12 protein-coding genes are annotated in these 14,590 nt (G+C 64.0%); 4 read left to right on the top strand and 8 right to left on the bottom strand.

The features are described from left to right. Positions 1-25: 25 nt before the first annotated feature. The 3 genes from purH to NLY33_RS07210 form a co-directional block, all read right to left on the bottom strand. Positions 26-1,642: a bifunctional phosphoribosylaminoimidazolecarboxamide formyltransferase/IMP cyclohydrolase gene (purH, locus tag NLY33_RS07200; protein ID WP_023704964.1), complete on the bottom strand. Its 1,617-nt coding sequence runs from the start codon at positions 1,640-1,642 to the stop codon at positions 26-28. Between the two features lie 106 nt (positions 1,643-1,748). After that, positions 1,749-3,473: a heparinase II/III family protein gene (locus NLY33_RS07205; protein ID WP_023704963.1), complete on the bottom strand. Its 1,725-nt coding sequence runs from the start codon at positions 3,471-3,473 to the stop codon at positions 1,749-1,751. Between the two features lie 216 nt (positions 3,474-3,689). After that, positions 3,690-4,547 (bottom strand): helix-turn-helix transcriptional regulator, encoded by an 858-nt coding sequence (locus NLY33_RS07210; RefSeq protein WP_488473620.1) that lies wholly within the window; start codon positions 4,545-4,547, stop codon positions 3,690-3,692. A 159-nt stretch (positions 4,548-4,706) separates the two neighbouring features. On the opposite strand from NLY33_RS07210, the gene NLY33_RS07215 reads away from it, so the two are divergent. Then, positions 4,707-5,558, top strand: a complete 852-nt coding sequence (locus tag NLY33_RS07215; RefSeq protein ID WP_488473743.1) for a phytanoyl-CoA dioxygenase family protein — start codon at positions 4,707-4,709, stop codon at positions 5,556-5,558. Between the two features lie 19 nt (positions 5,559-5,577). Here the strand turns inward: NLY33_RS07215 and NLY33_RS07220 are convergent, their stop codons facing one another. Then, the gene (locus tag NLY33_RS07220; RefSeq protein ID WP_023704960.1) at positions 5,578-6,963 is read right to left on the bottom strand and encodes an RsmB/NOP family class I SAM-dependent RNA methyltransferase; all 1,386 of its coding nucleotides are present in this window, start codon (positions 6,961-6,963) and stop codon (positions 5,578-5,580) included. Then, complete coding sequence (gene htpX, locus NLY33_RS07225) at positions 6,954-7,979, bottom strand: zinc metalloprotease HtpX (RefSeq protein WP_023704959.1); 1,026 nt, start codon at positions 7,977-7,979, stop codon at positions 6,954-6,956. Before htpX ends, NLY33_RS07220 begins: the two co-directional genes overlap by 10 nt. A 105-nt stretch (positions 7,980-8,084) precedes the next feature. On the opposite strand from htpX, the gene NLY33_RS07230 reads away from it, so the two are divergent. Next, complete coding sequence (locus tag NLY33_RS07230; RefSeq protein ID WP_023688862.1) at positions 8,085-8,291, top strand: DUF1674 domain-containing protein; 207 nt, start codon at positions 8,085-8,087, stop codon at positions 8,289-8,291. Between the two features lie 86 nt (positions 8,292-8,377). On the opposite strand, the gene NLY33_RS07235 is transcribed toward NLY33_RS07230, so the two are convergent. Then, entirely contained in the window at positions 8,378-9,043 is a 666-nt protein-coding gene (locus NLY33_RS07235; protein ID WP_023704958.1) for an HAD-IA family hydrolase, read from the bottom strand. A gap of 180 nt (positions 9,044-9,223) precedes the next feature. On the opposite strand from NLY33_RS07235, the gene NLY33_RS07240 reads away from it, so the two are divergent. Then, positions 9,224-10,093 (top strand): transglutaminase-like domain-containing protein, encoded by an 870-nt coding sequence (locus tag NLY33_RS07240; RefSeq protein WP_023693194.1) that lies wholly within the window; start codon positions 9,224-9,226, stop codon positions 10,091-10,093. Between the two features lie 387 nt (positions 10,094-10,480). Then, positions 10,481-11,749: a class I SAM-dependent methyltransferase gene (locus NLY33_RS07245; RefSeq protein ID WP_023704957.1), complete on the top strand. Its 1,269-nt coding sequence runs from the start codon at positions 10,481-10,483 to the stop codon at positions 11,747-11,749. A 66-nt stretch (positions 11,750-11,815) separates the two neighbouring features. On the opposite strand, the gene NLY33_RS07250 is transcribed toward NLY33_RS07245, so the two are convergent. Then, positions 11,816-12,553, bottom strand: coding sequence for an MOSC domain-containing protein (locus NLY33_RS07250; protein ID WP_023704956.1), 738 nt, complete (start codon positions 12,551-12,553; stop codon positions 11,816-11,818). Positions 12,554-12,562: 9 nt separating this feature from the next. Continuing rightward, a complete protein-coding gene (gene acs / locus NLY33_RS07255) occupies positions 12,563-14,518 on the bottom strand; it encodes an acetate--CoA ligase (RefSeq protein WP_023704955.1) in 1,956 nt (651 codons plus the stop codon). Between the last annotated feature and the right edge of the window lie 72 nt (positions 14,519-14,590).

A 14,590-nucleotide genomic window follows, 5' to 3' on the forward strand; every position in this document is an offset into this window, starting at 1 on the left:
CCCTTGTGGGAAAAGGCAGAGGCGCTCAATGCCTGAAATGCCTCACGCCGGTAAACACCATGGCGATGCCATGCGCGTCGGCAGCGGCGATAACGTCGTCGTCGCGCATCGAGCCGCCGGGCTGGATCACCGCCGTGGCGCCGGCTTCGATCGCGGATATGAGCCCGTCGGCGAAAGGGAAGAAAGCGTCGGAGGCGACCACCGAGCCCTTGGTCAACGGCTCCGCGAGGCCAGCTGCTTCCGCCGCGTCGAGGGCCTTGCGGGCGGCGATGCGCGAGGAATCGACGCGGCTCATCTGGCCGGCGCCGATGCCGACGGTAGCGCCGTCTTTTGCATAGACGATGGCGTTCGACTTGACGTGCTTAGCGATGCGGAAAGCGAATTTGAGGTCGGCCATCTCGGCCGCCGTCGGCGCGCGCCTGGTCACCACCTTCAGTTCGAAATCGTCGACCACCGCGTTGTCGCGGCCCTGGACGAGCATGCCGCCAGCGACGGATTTCACAGTGATGCCGCCGGCGTGCGGATCGGGCAGACCGCCGGTGACCAGCAGTCGCAAATTCTTTTTGGCGGCGATGATGCGGACAGCGTCCTCCGAAGCGTTCGGCGCGATGATCACCTCGGTGAAGGTTTTTACGATCTCCTGAGCCGCTTCGGCATCAAGGATGCGGTTCATGGCGATGATACCGCCGAAGGCCGAGACCGGGTCGCAGGCCAGCGCCCTGGCATAGGCAGCCGACAGCGAAGCGCCCTCGGCGACGCCGCACGGGTTGGCGTGCTTGATGATGGCAACGGCGGCGCAGCGGTTGGGGTCGAACTCGCCAACCAGCTCGAAGGCGGCGTCGGTGTCATTGATGTTGTTGTAGGACAGCTGCTTCCCCTGCAGCTGGCGGGCCGTGGCGACCCCCGGCCGCTTGTCGCCATTGACGTAGAAGCCGGCGCTCTGATGCGGGTTCTCGCCATAGCGCATGACGCTTTCCAGCCTGCCGCCGAAGGCGCGCCAGGTCGGGTGCTCGATCTCAAGCGTTTCGGCGAACCAGCCGGAGATCGCCGCATCGTAGCTGGCGGTGCGGGCAAAGGCCTTGGCCGCCAGCTTCTGGCGGAAATCCAGCGACAGCGAGCCGATGTTCATCTCCAGCGCGTTCAGCACCGAGGCGTAGTCGCCGGGATCGGTGACGATGGCGACATAGGCGTGATTCTTGGCCGAAGCGCGGATCATCGCCGGGCCGCCAATGTCGATGTTCTCGACAACAGCGGCATAGTCGGCGCCGGAACGGCGGACCTCCTCGAACGGGTAGAGATTGGAGACGAGCAGATCGATCGGCTCGATACCGTGATCGTGCATCGCCTTGGCGTGTTCGGGATCGTCGCGCACGCCGAGCAGCGCGCCATGCACCGACGGGTGCAGCGTCTTGACGCGGCCGTCCATGATCTCGGGAAAGCCGGTCAGTTCGGAAACGTCGCGCACGGCAAGGCCAGCTTCGGCGATCGCCTTTGCCGTGCCTCCGGTCGACACCAGCTCGACGCCGGCCGCGACCAGCCCTTTGGCGAAGTCGATCAGGCCGGTCTTGTCGAAGACGGAAAGCAGGGCGCGGCGGACCGGAACGAGGTCGGGTGCCGGAATGTTCTTGGCGGCGACGGCCATGGGCTGGCGGCCTTTCAGGGCTGATTGGAGAGCGTTGCCGGGCCGTAGCACATGAGGTCAGGAAATCAAGCCGGAAGCTCGATCAAGCCGGCGCCGGCAACGACGCTCAGCTGTTCTCGGGATAGCCGGCGATGCCGGTGCGCGTGAGCTGCCAATGCACCTCGGCGATCTCCGAGGCCTTGAAGGCGAGCACGATCTGGCGGCTGCGGCGCGGGCCGCCAAGGCCGGCGAAATAGATCGATTCCTCGACCTCCGGCACCACTTCGGTGCAGGTGAACACCCAGGTGTCGGCCTGGTCGGCGGTCAGCACCAGGCGGTCATGCTCGTCCTGCAAAAGGTTGATATCAGGGTGGATGTGGAAGCGCACCACGACGAAGTCGCGGCCATTGTTGCGGATCGCCGCACCGCCCGGGCGGAGGAAGCGATCCCTGCCGGCGAGCACATTGCCCTCGCTCGACAGTTTCAGCTCGCGCTCATGCAGGAAGCCAAAGCGCTGCATATAGCCGTCATGGCGGGCGATGAAGCCTTGCGTGCCCTTCTGGTCGATGCGCTTGCAAGGCACATGCTGCGGGCCGCCGAGCAAGGGTGAGCCGAGCAGGTCGTTGACGCGCAGCGAATGGGAAAACCGCGCCGACGAAGTGTCGTTGATGGTGGCGGTCGAATGCGCCGCGGTGGCACGGGCCAGCGGCCGGAACTCGGCGGCGCCATAGGTGTCGATGCCGGCATTGACGATATAATGCTGGCGGCCGGACGAGAGTTCGAAGGCCAGGCACCCGGCATGCGCGGCGTTGGACACATCGACGGCCGGCGACGGGCCGGTATCGGCAATCACCGTAACGCCGCCCATACACAGCCGCTCATAGCCGGAATGCGGCGCGTGCAGCAGCGGCGCGCCGGCGGTGTCGTCGTGGCGCAAGATGGTGGCAATGCGGTCGTGGATGGTCGCGCCCATGCCGTTGAAGCGGGCCAGGCTGCCATCCTGATGGCGGAAGAAACGGAGCGCCGGCAGCATGCGGTCGATGGCGCCCATCAGGGCTGCCGGTGGCGTTTCGGCCTGATTGGCATAGGTCTGACGCAGCGGCAGGAGATCGGCGAGCAGTTCGAGCACCGCCATCGGGTTGCGCGAAATATGGCCGCCATCGGGAAGGATCTGGCGGTCGAGTTCTTCCGCCAGGTTGCGGGTGGCGCCGCGCAGTGCGGAGGCCGGCGCCGGCAGCGACAGCGCGGCGAAGGCAAGCGCGATGCGAGCGCGCAGCCTGTCCTTGCCGTCCGGCATTTCGCGCGCCATCGAGCGGAGATAGCGGATCTGCACGGCGAGCGATTTCAGGAAGGCGCGATAGAACGGAAATTCGGCCCCTTGTAGGACAACCGACGAGTGTTGCAACCAGGCAATGACGCGCTTGGCGGTGGTGCCGGGCTCCCAGGCTATGCCGGAAATCTGGTTGCCATGCATGGCGACCCAGTCGGAGACAAGCGCGCGTGCATTGGCGGCGGCCAGCTCGGTGCCGGCGGCGCGCATATGGCGCAGCCAACGAAAGCCGTGCAGCGTCTTCACCCAGCCGCGATTGGCGACATCGATCTGGAATGGCGATTTGCCGCCGGTCTCGACGAGGTGTCCCGACAGCGGATAGCGGCCATAGTAGATCTCGAGCGCGATCTGCGGATCGGCGAGCCTGAGGTCGGGCGGTGCAATCAGGACGCGTTCGGGCGTGCGCCCGGAATAGCGCCAGCGATAGACTGGCCCTGCGCGAAGGCGCCGGCGCGTCTTGCGCCAAAACTCCTTAGCGACAAGCGTCCACAGACGTGTCGTGCTGCCGGCAGCCAGTGCCAAAACCCCTCCTCGTCGCCTGGAGATAGAGCATGCTGTCGCCCGAAAACCGCGTCACACTTTTCGGCATCATGTTCCGGTACCCCAGCGAAGCTTATATGATTCAAGAACTTGTGCGAAGTCGAATTCCGCCGACGTGAAGCGCCTCACGCTGCCGGCCACCGACCCGCCCCGAAAAAAGTCAAGCGCTTCGCGGGTTTATGCCCGGCAATCCGGCACTCACTTGCGGTTGTGGCGAGACCGAAATTCGCTGGGCGAACAGTTTTCCCGGTCGCGAAACAGACGGGAGAAATAGAAGGCGTCGTGGATGCCGACGGCGGCCGCAATGGACTCGATGGGCGAATCGGAGGCGGCCAGCATCTGTTTGGCGCGGTCGAGCCTCGTGCGCAGTTGGAAGGCCTTGGGCGACATGCCGGCTGCCCGCGCAAATCTGCGCCGCAAGGTTGCCGGCGACATCGAGAATTTCGCGGCGAAGGCATCGAGATCGACCGGGTCGCACGCGCAGCGGCGCAATTCGTCGACGATGGGCTGCATGTCGGCGGCATCCTGGAGGCTGTGGTTTCGTTGACGGCTGTTCCAATCCATTGCCTGGCGGGCAGCACGCACGACGATGCGATGCATCGTGGCGGCGGCTTCTGCCTGGCTCAGCATCGTATCGAGCGACAGCTCACCATGCAGCCTGTCGAACAGCCGCTGCATTTTGCCGAGGTCGCGCAAGGGGACGACAGGGGCGTCCTCGGCAATCAGCCGCAGCCGGGTGAAATCGCGTATCAAGGCGCCGTCGAAGAGCGCCCAGCGTTCGAGCCAGCCCGATGCGTCCGGCCCGTAGGAATGCATCCTCCCGGGAAGCAGCCAGAACAGGGCCGGCGCTTGGATCGTCTGCATGCCGGCAGTCCTGGTTTCAAGCCAGCCTTGACCGTTCTCAATCAGCACCACGGCGAATTCCGGCAATTTGCGCGCTTGGATCGCCTGCGTGACGCGATGCCGACCAATCCCTGTAACCGACAGGCCGCCGGCCGCGGCCGGTGCGGATCTGTAGAGTGCGTAAGAGAGATCGTTCATGAGCGAAAAGTCCATGGCTTCGTTCCGTCCATGGGCGAGTGTGCAAACAGTATGGCATTTCCAGCTAAGGATGGAAAATCGCAGGTGGCTGAAATGTCTAGCTCAACAGGTGGCATGCAACGACGGAGTCCTGTTGCGTCAATCGATCTGAACGCCAACGGCAAGACATTATCGATGGCGCCGAACCGGTTGGGTCATCTCGTGCCGACCGACGCCGGGATCGGCATCGATGCCATTCGAGGCCTCCTTGCCGAGCAAGGCTATGTCTGGCTGAAAGGTATGCTGCCGCGCCGCGACGTCATGGATTTTCGCGGCTGGGTGTTTTCGTATCTGGCCGACACCGGCTTGCTGCAGCCCGGGTCCGATCCCGCGCTTGGCCTGGCGGCCGGCACGTTCGACCGTCAGCTCGCCGATCGCCGGTTGATGGCGCTGGTTCGCTCCACCGCCTATGAAGGGTTCTGCGCACAGCCCCTGATGGCTCGGCTAATGGATGCGTTCGTCGGCGGGCTGTCCTATTTGCACAAGCGCAAGATCATGCGTTTCACCCAACCGGGCACCACTGTGGCGACGCCGGCGCATTACGACCTCGTCTATCTGCGCGGCGGCACTAGCCGCATCGTCACTGCCTGGATCCCGATCGGCGACGTTCCCGTCGACATGGGCGGCCTGGTCTATCTCGAGGGATCGCACGCCATCGGCCTCGACATGGAGGCCCGGTTCGCCAGGGACAATGCCGGGCTGAGCCCGCAGGAGCGCATCAGCGCCTACAACAGGAACATGAGCGAGGGCGGCTGGGTGTCGAAGGACCTGCCCGACATGGCGGAGCGGTTCGATACACGCTGGCTGATCGCGGATTTCGAGGCCGGCGATGTCGTCCTCCACTCGCCCTACATGATCCACGCCTCGACAACCAACCAGAGCGCGGAGGGGCGTATCCGGCTCTCCACCGATATCCGCTACCAGAATATCGATGATGAGATCGATGCAAGGTGGGGGAAGCACTGGTCCTTGGACGACATGCTTTAGGCATGTCGTCGCGTCGGAGTCAGGCCAGTCGTCGCATGCGGGCGGCGAAGAAGCCGTCCAGGCCGGAAACCCCTGGCGAACCAAGGTCAAGATCGGCGGGTGTGGTGCGCAGCGTGCCTTGCGGGGTCAGGAAGGCGTCGATGCCGGCGATTTCGCCGGGCTGCAGCGGATCGTCGGCGACGGTCTTGCTGCCGGCCAGAAAGGCGCGATACAGATCCTCGCCTTCGATCGGGTCCAGCGAACAGTTGGAAAAAACAATCCGGCCGCCCGGTTTGACCAAAGTGACGGCGCGGGCGAGCAGCTTTGCTTGCAGATCGGCTAGCTTTTCGACGTCGGCTGCCGTCTTGGTCCATGGCACGTCCGGGTGGCGCCGAACCGTGCCGGTGGAAGAGCAGGGCGCGTCGAGCAGGACGGCGTCGAAAAGCTCCGCCGGCTGGTATTTCAGCAGATCGGCCTGCACGATCTCGGCGGACAGCCCAAGCCGTTCGAGGTTCTGCGTCAGCCGCGCCAGCCGGTTCTTCGAGGTGTCCAAGGCGGTGACTTTGGCGCCGGCAAGGATAAGCTGAGCGGTCTTGCCGCCGGGGGCGGCGCAGAGGTCGGCGACGCGTAATCCTTTGACATCGCCGAACAGCCGCGCCGGAAAACTGGCGGCGGCGTCCTGGACCCACCATGCGCCTTCGCTGAAGCCCGGCAGTTCGGTGACGGAGGCGCTGAGCTTTTCCACTCGCACCGTGCCGGTCGGCAGCACGATGCCGCCGAGCTTTTCGGCCCACAATTCGGGATCGGCCTTGACCGTGAAATCCACCGGCGCCTCAACGCGATGCGCCGCCAGGATCTGTCTGGTCATCTCGGCGCCATAGGCAGCCTTCAGCCGGTCGGAGAACCATTTTGGCGCCTCATCGGTGGCGGCAAGAGCGGCAGGCAGTTCGGTCTCCTTGGCGCGCGCCAAAGTGCGCAGCACGCCGTTGACGAGGCCGGAAAAGCGCTGCGTGCGTGGGTCCGACTTGGCGTGGGTCACAGCCAAATCGACGGCGGCGCTGTCGGGGATGTCGAGGAACAGGATCTGCGCCGCCGCAACATGCAGGATGTGCAACAAAGCTGTGGCGTTGGGCGGCAGCGGCTTTTCAAGGCGGCGGGCGAGGAGCCCGGCAATGGTCATGCGGTAGCGCAGCGCGGTCACCAGTATGGCGCGCACCAGGCCGCGGTCGCGCAGGTCGAGCACTTTGTATTGCGGATGGCCGTTCTCGTGGTCGGTCAGCCCGTCGAGCGGCGTCTTGGCGTCGATAACGGCGGACAGGAGCCGCGCCGCTGCCTTGCGCGCGGCGAGGCCGGCGACGAATTCGTCCGAGCTGTTTTCGCGAACGCCTGAATGTGCGAGCCGGGGTTTGGCGCCGCTCACGACCACGGACCTTTGGGTCCGGTCGGGTTGCGGCCCCACGGATTGGCTTTCGGCTTGGCCGGTTTGGTCGGCGGCGTGGGCCGTGCTGCCTTGCCCCACGGACCTTGCTCGGCATCGGCCGGCAATTCTTCGATCGGCTCTGGCGTCGGCGCCTGGCGCGGCGCCGGCTGGCGGCCTGCCATGTCGCGCGCCATCGCCTGCAGCGCGGCGATGCGGTTGTCGGTGTTCGGGTGGGTCGAAAACAGGCTGTCCATGCGCTCGCCGTGAAGAGGATTGATGATGAAGAGATGCGCGGTCGCGGGATTGCGTTCGGCATCCGGGTTGCGGATGCGTTCGGCGCCGCGGGCGATCTTGTCAAGCGCCGATGCCAGCCAAAGCGGATTTCCAACGATTTCGGCGCCGCGCCGGTCGGCCTCGTATTCGCGGGTGCGGCTGACCGCCATCTGCACGATCATGGCGGCGAAGGGCGCGACAAGCATCGCCACCAGCACGCCGACAAAGCCGAACGGGTTGTTGTTGTCGCGGCTGCCGCCGAAGAAGAAGGCGAAATTGCCGAGCATCGAGATGGCGCCGGCGAGTGTCGCGACAATGGTCATGGTCAGCGTGTCGCGATGCTGGATGTGGGCCAGCTCATGCGCCATGACTGCCGCCACCTCCTCATGCGAAAGGCGCTCCAGCAGCCCGGTCGAGGCCGCGACCGCGGCGTTCTCTGGATTGCGGCCGGTGGCGAAGGCGTTCGGCTGCGGATTGTCGATCAGATAGGTCTTGGGCATCGGCAGGCCGGCCTGCTTGGCCAGCGCCTCGACGATGGCGTGGAATTCGGGTGCGTTCCTGGCATCGACCTCGACGGCGCGGTTCATCGACAGCACCATCTTGTCGGCATTCCAGTAGCTGAACAGATTGGTGCCCGCGGCGACCAGGAAGGCGATCATCATGCCGCCGGTGCCGCCGATCAGAAAACCGACGCCCATGAACAGCGCCGTCATCGCGGCCAGGAGCATGGTGGTGCGTAGCGTGCTCATCATCTGCTCCCTGTGCGGCCGTGGCAAAAAAAGGTCGATCGGGGTGAACTCATGGCTATATGATGGGAAACGCCGCCCTTCGTTTCAATCCGCCCGGACTATCGCATGACCGACCAACCCAGCAAAGCTGATGCCGACCGGGAGAAGGACCTGACGCCGGCGGCCAGCCGGGCGCTGGCTGAAGCCGAGGCGCGCCGTGAAGCGTATCGCCAGAAGGAAGCTGCGTTGCCGAAGGAAATCGGCGGCCGCGGCGGCAAGGAACCCGGCCGCTACGGCGACTGGGAAGTGAAGGGACTGGCTAGCGATTTCTAGGGGTTCAGGAACGGAAGAACTGGGGAACTGGTGAACTGAAGAGTTGAAGAAAAAGGCGCATAGCAGTCCTCCAGTCCTCCAGTTCCTCAGGCCGCGCTGCGCTGTGCCCCCAGCGTCATCCAGCCGCTGTCATCGATGGCGATGGAGACGGTTTCGTAGCCGCCAATCGAGTTGTGCTGAGTCGTCATTGGATGCTGGTGAGTGGCGCTGATCACCATCACCGACGCGCCCGCTGCTTCCGCCGCCGCGATACCGGCCGGTGCGTCCTCGAAGACCAGACAGTCGCCGATATCGACGCCGAGCCGTTTTGCCGCCAGCAGGAAACAGTCGGGCGCCGGCTTGCCGTGCGACACATCCTCGGCCGCGACCACCAAGGCGGGAACCGGGATGCCGGCGGCCCGCATGCGCAGCAGCGCCAACGGGCGCGGCGCCGAGGTGACGATCGCCCAGCGCTCTGGCGGCAAAGCGTTGAGGAACGGCACGGCGCCGGCGATCGGCAGCACGCCTTCGACATCGTCCGACTCGGCCTGCAACAGCACAAACGCCTCATGAACAGGGTCGAGGCCGGGAAGCGCCAGCCTGGTGATGGTCTCGACCGCCCGCACGCCATGGATCGTCGGCAGGAAGGCTTCGACGTCGAGACCGTGCTTAAGCGCCCACGCCGCCCAGACGCGCTCGGCCGAGGCGATCGAATTGAGCACCGTGCCATCCATATCGAACAGGAACGCGGCGAATTTTCTGCCTGCAAACATCAGATTTTCCACGGGGTTAGGGATCGTTTCGGGAGGGTCGAAACATGTCGTGCGACCGTAACGTCGCCACGCCTGCCTGGGAAGCCGCGGGAGAGCCTTTTCGATAGTTCCAGGGAACCATGGTCCCGCCTCTGGCGTTTTGAGCATACTGTTTTCCACGGGATCGAAGGGGCAATCATTGTGCTGATCCGGCTCGGCTACGAAATCGCCATTGAATGCGTCGGCGCCACGCCGGTCATCTCGCTGCTTGATATCCACAGGGATCGTCAGGCCGACATCAAACGGCAGACGCGCGTGCTGACGTCGCCTTCAGTGCCGAGCAAGGTCTATCACGATCTGTTCGGCAATACCTGCCGCCGCTTCACCGCACCCGCCGGCAGTTTCCGCATTCTCTATGACGCAGCCGTCGAGGACAGCGGGGAGCCTGACGCGGTCAACACGCTGGCCAGGGAAGTGCCGGTGGCGGAACTGCCGGACGATGTGCTCGGCTACCTCCTCGGCAGCCGCTATTGCGAGACCGATCATCTGAGCAGTCTGGCCTGGCAGCTTTTCGGCCATGTTCCCTCCGGCTGGGCGCGGGTGCAGGCGATCGTCGACTATGTCCACAACCGGCTGTCCTTCGGCTATGGCTATGCGCGGTCGACGCGCACCGCAGCCCAAGCGCATGAGGAGCAGGTTGGTGTATGCCGCGACTTCGCCCATCTGGCGATCACGCTCTGCCGCTGCATGAACATCCCGGCCCGCTATGTGAACGGTTATCTCGGCGACATCGGCGTACCGGCCGACCCGGCGCCGATGGATTTTTCGGCCTGGATGGAAGTGTTCCTCGACGGCAAATGGTACACGTTCGACCCGCGTCATAATCGTCCGAGGATAGGCCGCGTCGTCATCGCGCGCGGTCGTGATGCCACGGACGTGCCACTGCTGCACAGCTTCGGGCCGCATCAGCTCTCGCTGTTCAAGGTCTGGACCTACGAGCAGGAAGGCAATCTGTTCAACCCGCCCTATCACGGCGTCGACAAGACGGTGAGCGCGCGGATGCTGGCGTGACCGGATTCTGATCCGCTTCGACACACAATCCGGAAATGGAAAAGGCCGCCGCTTCTTGACGAAGCCGGCGGCCTTCCGTGTTTCCGTCCGTGGCGCGGCCAATGGCGGCGACCGAGGTCACCCGCCGCGCTTATCGCGCCTTAACGGGAAGACTGCTTCCCGAAAGTGCAATCCGCTGAGGCCACGTTCTGGAAAACGAAATCACTCGACATCGGATCACCTCCTTTCGATTTGTTGAACACGTACAGATGATGGGGTGCGTTGCAGCAAAAAACAAGATGCCGATTTGAGATAGCTGGCGAGCCGCCTTTTGCGCCGGGTTGCGAAGAGCCGCGAGGGCGGGCAAAATCCATGCAAGGTGGATTGTCAGGACTCGGGAGGATTGCCATGGAGGCAGCCGAGAAGGCCGCGCGCATCGTGCGAACGGTGATCGAAACGCTGAAGCCGGGTTTTGCGGTCAAGCTGTGGACCGGCGAGCGGATCGGTCCCGCCACCGGGCCCGTGCTCACCATCAACGACCAGGACATCGTCTGGCAGGTGGTGAAGCGGCCATCACTGTCGACGCTGATCGAGATGTGGATTTCCAAGACGATAGACATCGAAGACGGGACGATTTTCGATTTTTATGCACTGCCGTCGCAAGGCAAGCTCAGGACCAAGCTCAAGTCGCTGCCGAAGCTGGCGATCCTGCGCGACCTGCCGGCGGTGCTCCTGTCACGCAAGCAGATGAGTGCACGCACCGATCTGTCGGGTCGCAACCCCTATGTCAGCGGGTCGAGCCAGGAGGCGATCCAGCATCACTACGACATTTCGAATGCCTTCTACCGGCTCTTCCTCGACGAGCGCATGGTCTACAGCTGCGGCTATTTCACGGATTTCGCCAATGGCATCGACCAGGCGCAGGCCGACAAGCTCGACCATATCTGCCGCAAGCTGCGGCTGAAGCCGGGCGAAAAGCTGCTCGACATCGGCTGCGGCTGGGGCGCCATGCTGATCCACGCGGCCAAAAATTATGGCGTCGTCGGCCATGGCGTGTCGCTGTCGCAGGCGCAGACCGATCTCGCCCGCGAGCGCATCCGCGCCGAAGGGCTGCAGGACCGCATCACCATCGAGATCAAATCCTATGCGGAACTCAAAGGCTCCTTCGACAAGATATCGTCGATCGGCATGTTCGAGCATCTCGGCCTCGCCAACCACGCCAGCTATTTCAAGACCATCCATCGCTTGCTGAAGCCCGGCGGCATCTATCTGCACCACGCCATCACCAGGCGAAGCAAGGGCGACTTGAAGAAAACCTTGCGCAAGGGGCCGGAGTTCAAGGCGCTGCTCAAATACATTTTCCCCGGCGGGGAACTCGACACGATCGGCATGACGCTGGGCAATCTGGAGGCGCATGGCTTCCTGGTCTACGACGTCGAGAATCTGCGCGAGCACTATGCGCGCACCTGCCGGCTGTGGGCCCAGCGGCTGCAGGCTCGCTTCGACGAGGCGGTCGCCGAAGTCGGCGAGGCCAAGGCACGGCTGTGGCTGCTTTATCTCACCGGCTGCTCGATCACCTTCGAGCGCGCCTCGGCGCAGATTTTTCAGACCGTCGTCACCAAACGCGCACGCGGCCCGAGCGGGCTGCCGCCGACACGGGCGGATCTGTATCGGTAGAGATAGGATTCGGGGCCGAACCCCACGCTTTCCAAGGTCTGCGATTCGCTGCCTCGCGGTAGAGGCCTACACGAACCGCATCGGCGCGCCGATCTCGACGCGGGCAGGCCTGTCCACAGTGCAATAGACGCCGAGATTATGGGCGTTGTGGCGGACCAGATTGCGCAGGATGCCGGGATCGTGGTCGAAGCCGTCCTGGCTGATGATGGTGAAGCCGCAGCGGCGGCACGGCTCCGAGACGGTCACCAGCAGGTCGCCGATGGCAAGCTTGCGGCCAATCCATTCGGTCTCGGGAAACGAGCCTTCGACCGCCGCCATGTCGACGACGATGTTGGGGCGGAAGCGGCGCGGATCGGGAATGCCTTCGGGGTGCAGCGCCTTGAGCCGGGCCAGCGATGCGGTGGTCAAGAGATGGATCGGCGCTTTGCGGTAGCGCGCCGCGGTCAGCGGCCCGGTGTAGCCGGAAGCGTCGTCCTGGCTGAACGGCCGGATCGAGGCGGCGAAGCCGAGATAGGTCGAGACGGCGCTGTCGCATTCAGCGCCCGGCGCTACCAGCCAGTCGCCGTCGGGAACGGCGATCTCCAGCTTGCGGTCCTTGCTCAGCCGGGTGCGGATGCGCGGCACCTTGTGCCACTTGGCGTCGCGGTCGGGCCGCGCGATCTCATTGTCCGAGACATCGACAAGGCCGAACAGCCGGTCGCCGTCGATGGTTTCAAGGCCGACCGAAATGGCGTCCCGGCGTTCGCCGGCAAGCGAACTTGCAGGGTAACGCCAGAGCTCCGTGACTGCGCCCAGTGCAGCCATCAAATCCCCTCAGCCCTTCTTGTTCTGGCGGTTGGCGATCAGATCATCGACCACGGCCGGATCGGCCAGTGTCGAGGTATCGCCGAGTGCGGAAAAATCGTCCTCGGCGATCTTGCGCAGGATACGGCGCATGATCTTGCCGGAGCGGGTTTTCGGCAGTCCGGGCGCGAACTGCATCTTGTCGGGCGAGGCGATGGCGCCGATCTCCTTGCGGACATGGGCCACGAGCTCCTTGCGCAGTTCCTCGCTCGGCTCCACGCCTTTCATCAAGGTAACGTAGCTGTAGATGCCCTGGCCCTTGATGTCGTGGGGATAGCCGACGACAGCTGCTTCCGACACTTTCTCGTGGCTGACGAGCGCCGATTCGACCTCGGCCGTTCCCATGCGGTGGCCGGAAACGTTGATGACGTCGTCGACGCGGCCGGTGATCCAGTAATAGCCGTCGGCGTCGCGGCGACAGCCGTCTCCGGTGAAGTATTTGCCCTTGTAGGTGGAGAAATAGGTCTGCACGAAGCGGTCGTGATCGCCATAGACCGTGCGCATCTGGCCGGGCCAGGAATCGGCGATGCAGAGATTGCCGTCGGCCGCCCCTTCCAGCACCTTGCCTTCGCCGTCGACCAGTTGCGGTTTGATGCCGAAGAAGGGCCGCGTCGCCGAACCGGCCTTGAGGTCGGTGGCGCCGGGCAGCGGCGTGATCAGGATGCCGCCGGTCTCGGTCTGCCACCAGGTGTCGACGATCGGCACCTTGCCGTTGCCGACGACGTTGAAATACCACTCCCATGCTTCCGGATTGATCGGTTCGCCGACCGAGCCCAGCACGCGCAGCGACTTGCGCGAGGTCTTCTTCACCGGTTCGTCGCCGGCGCCCATCAGCGCGCGCAGTGCCGTCGGCGCAGTGTAGAAGATGTTGACCTTGTGCTTGTCGATGACTTCCCAGAAGCGCGACTGCGAGGGGTAGTTCGGCACGCCCTCGAACATCAGCGTGGTGGCGCCGTTGGCGAGCGGGCCATAGACGATATAGCTGTGGCCGGTGACCCAACCGACATCGGCGGTGCACCAGTAGATATCGCCATCATGGTAGTCGAAGACATATTGGTGGGTCATCGAGACATAGACGAGATAGCCGGCGGTGGTGTGCAGCACGCCCTTCGGCTTGCCGGTCGAGCCTGAGGTATAGAGGATGAACAGCGGATCCTCGGCCTTCATCTTCTCCGGCTTGCAGTCGCCTTTCACCGTGGCGATCTCGTCATGGTACCAGATGTCGCGTCCCTGGACCCAGCCGGTCTTGCCGCCGCTGCGGCGAACGACGACCACTTTTTCGACCTTGGTGCCGGCCTTGGCGGCGATTTCGATCGCTCTGTCGGTGTTTTCCTTCAGCGGGATCGGCTTGCCGCCGCGCAAGCCCTCGTCGGCCGTGATGACGAAGGTCGACTTGCAGTCATCGATGCGGCCGGCCAAGGCGTCCGGTGAAAAGCCGCCGAAGACGATCGAGTGAATGGCGCCGATGCGGGTGCAAGCCAGCATCGCGTAGGCGGCTTCCGGGATCATCGGCATGTAGATGGTGACGCGGTCGCCCTTCCTGACGCCGTGCTTCTTCATCACATTGGCGAGCCGGCAGACATGCTCGTAGAGCTCGTTATAGGTGATCTTCTTGTCGTCGTAGGGATTGTCGCCTTCCCAGATGATGGCTGTCTGGTTGCCGCGCTTCTTCAAATGGCGGTCGATGCAGTTGTAGGAGACGTTGGTTTCGCCGTCCTCGAACCATTTGATCGAGACCTTGCCCTCGAAGGAGGTGTTCTTGACCTTGCTGAACGGCTTGAACCAGTCGATGCGCTTGCCGTGCTTGCCCCAGAACTTGTCCGGATTCTTCACGCTGTCTTTATACCATTTGAGGTAGGTGTCGTTGTCGATCAGCGCATTCTTCTTCCACGCCGGCTGGACGCGGTGGATCTTCACCTCGGACATGTCTTCACTTTCCTCCCAAACCACCCCGCCGGCTTGACCACAGCCAGGATCACGGCGACGCAGCCGCGAATT

Origin of the sequence: Mesorhizobium sp. C432A, from assembly GCF_030323145.1 — a bacterium.
Classification (GTDB): domain Bacteria; phylum Pseudomonadota; class Alphaproteobacteria; order Rhizobiales; family Rhizobiaceae; genus Mesorhizobium.

What these genes read in the sequence shown, in the direction of transcription:
- NLY33_RS07235 (WP_023704958.1), bottom strand. Translation starts at nt 9,043, where the DNA reads ATGTTTGCAGGCAGAAAATTCGCCGCGTTCCTGTTCGATATGGATGGC.
- purH (WP_023704964.1), bottom strand. Translation starts at nt 1,642, where the DNA reads ATGGCCGTCGCCGCCAAGAACATTCCGGCACCCGACCTCGTTCCGGTC.
- NLY33_RS07230 (WP_023688862.1), top strand. Translation starts at nt 8,085, where the DNA reads ATGACCGACCAACCCAGCAAAGCTGATGCCGACCGGGAGAAGGACCTG.
- NLY33_RS07215 (WP_488473743.1), top strand. Translation starts at nt 4,707, where the DNA reads ATGGCGCCGAACCGGTTGGGTCATCTCGTGCCGACCGACGCCGGGATC.
- htpX (WP_023704959.1), bottom strand. Translation starts at nt 7,979, where the DNA reads ATGAGCACGCTACGCACCACCATGCTCCTGGCCGCGATGACGGCGCTG.
- NLY33_RS07210 (WP_488473620.1), bottom strand. Translation starts at nt 4,547, where the DNA reads ATGGACTTTTCGCTCATGAACGATCTCTCTTACGCACTCTACAGATCC.
- NLY33_RS07245 (WP_023704957.1), top strand. Translation starts at nt 10,481, where the DNA reads ATGGAGGCAGCCGAGAAGGCCGCGCGCATCGTGCGAACGGTGATCGAA.
- NLY33_RS07250 (WP_023704956.1), bottom strand. Translation starts at nt 12,553, where the DNA reads ATGGCTGCACTGGGCGCAGTCACGGAGCTCTGGCGTTACCCTGCAAGT.
- acs (WP_023704955.1), bottom strand. Translation starts at nt 14,518, where the DNA reads ATGTCCGAGGTGAAGATCCACCGCGTCCAGCCGGCGTGGAAGAAGAAT.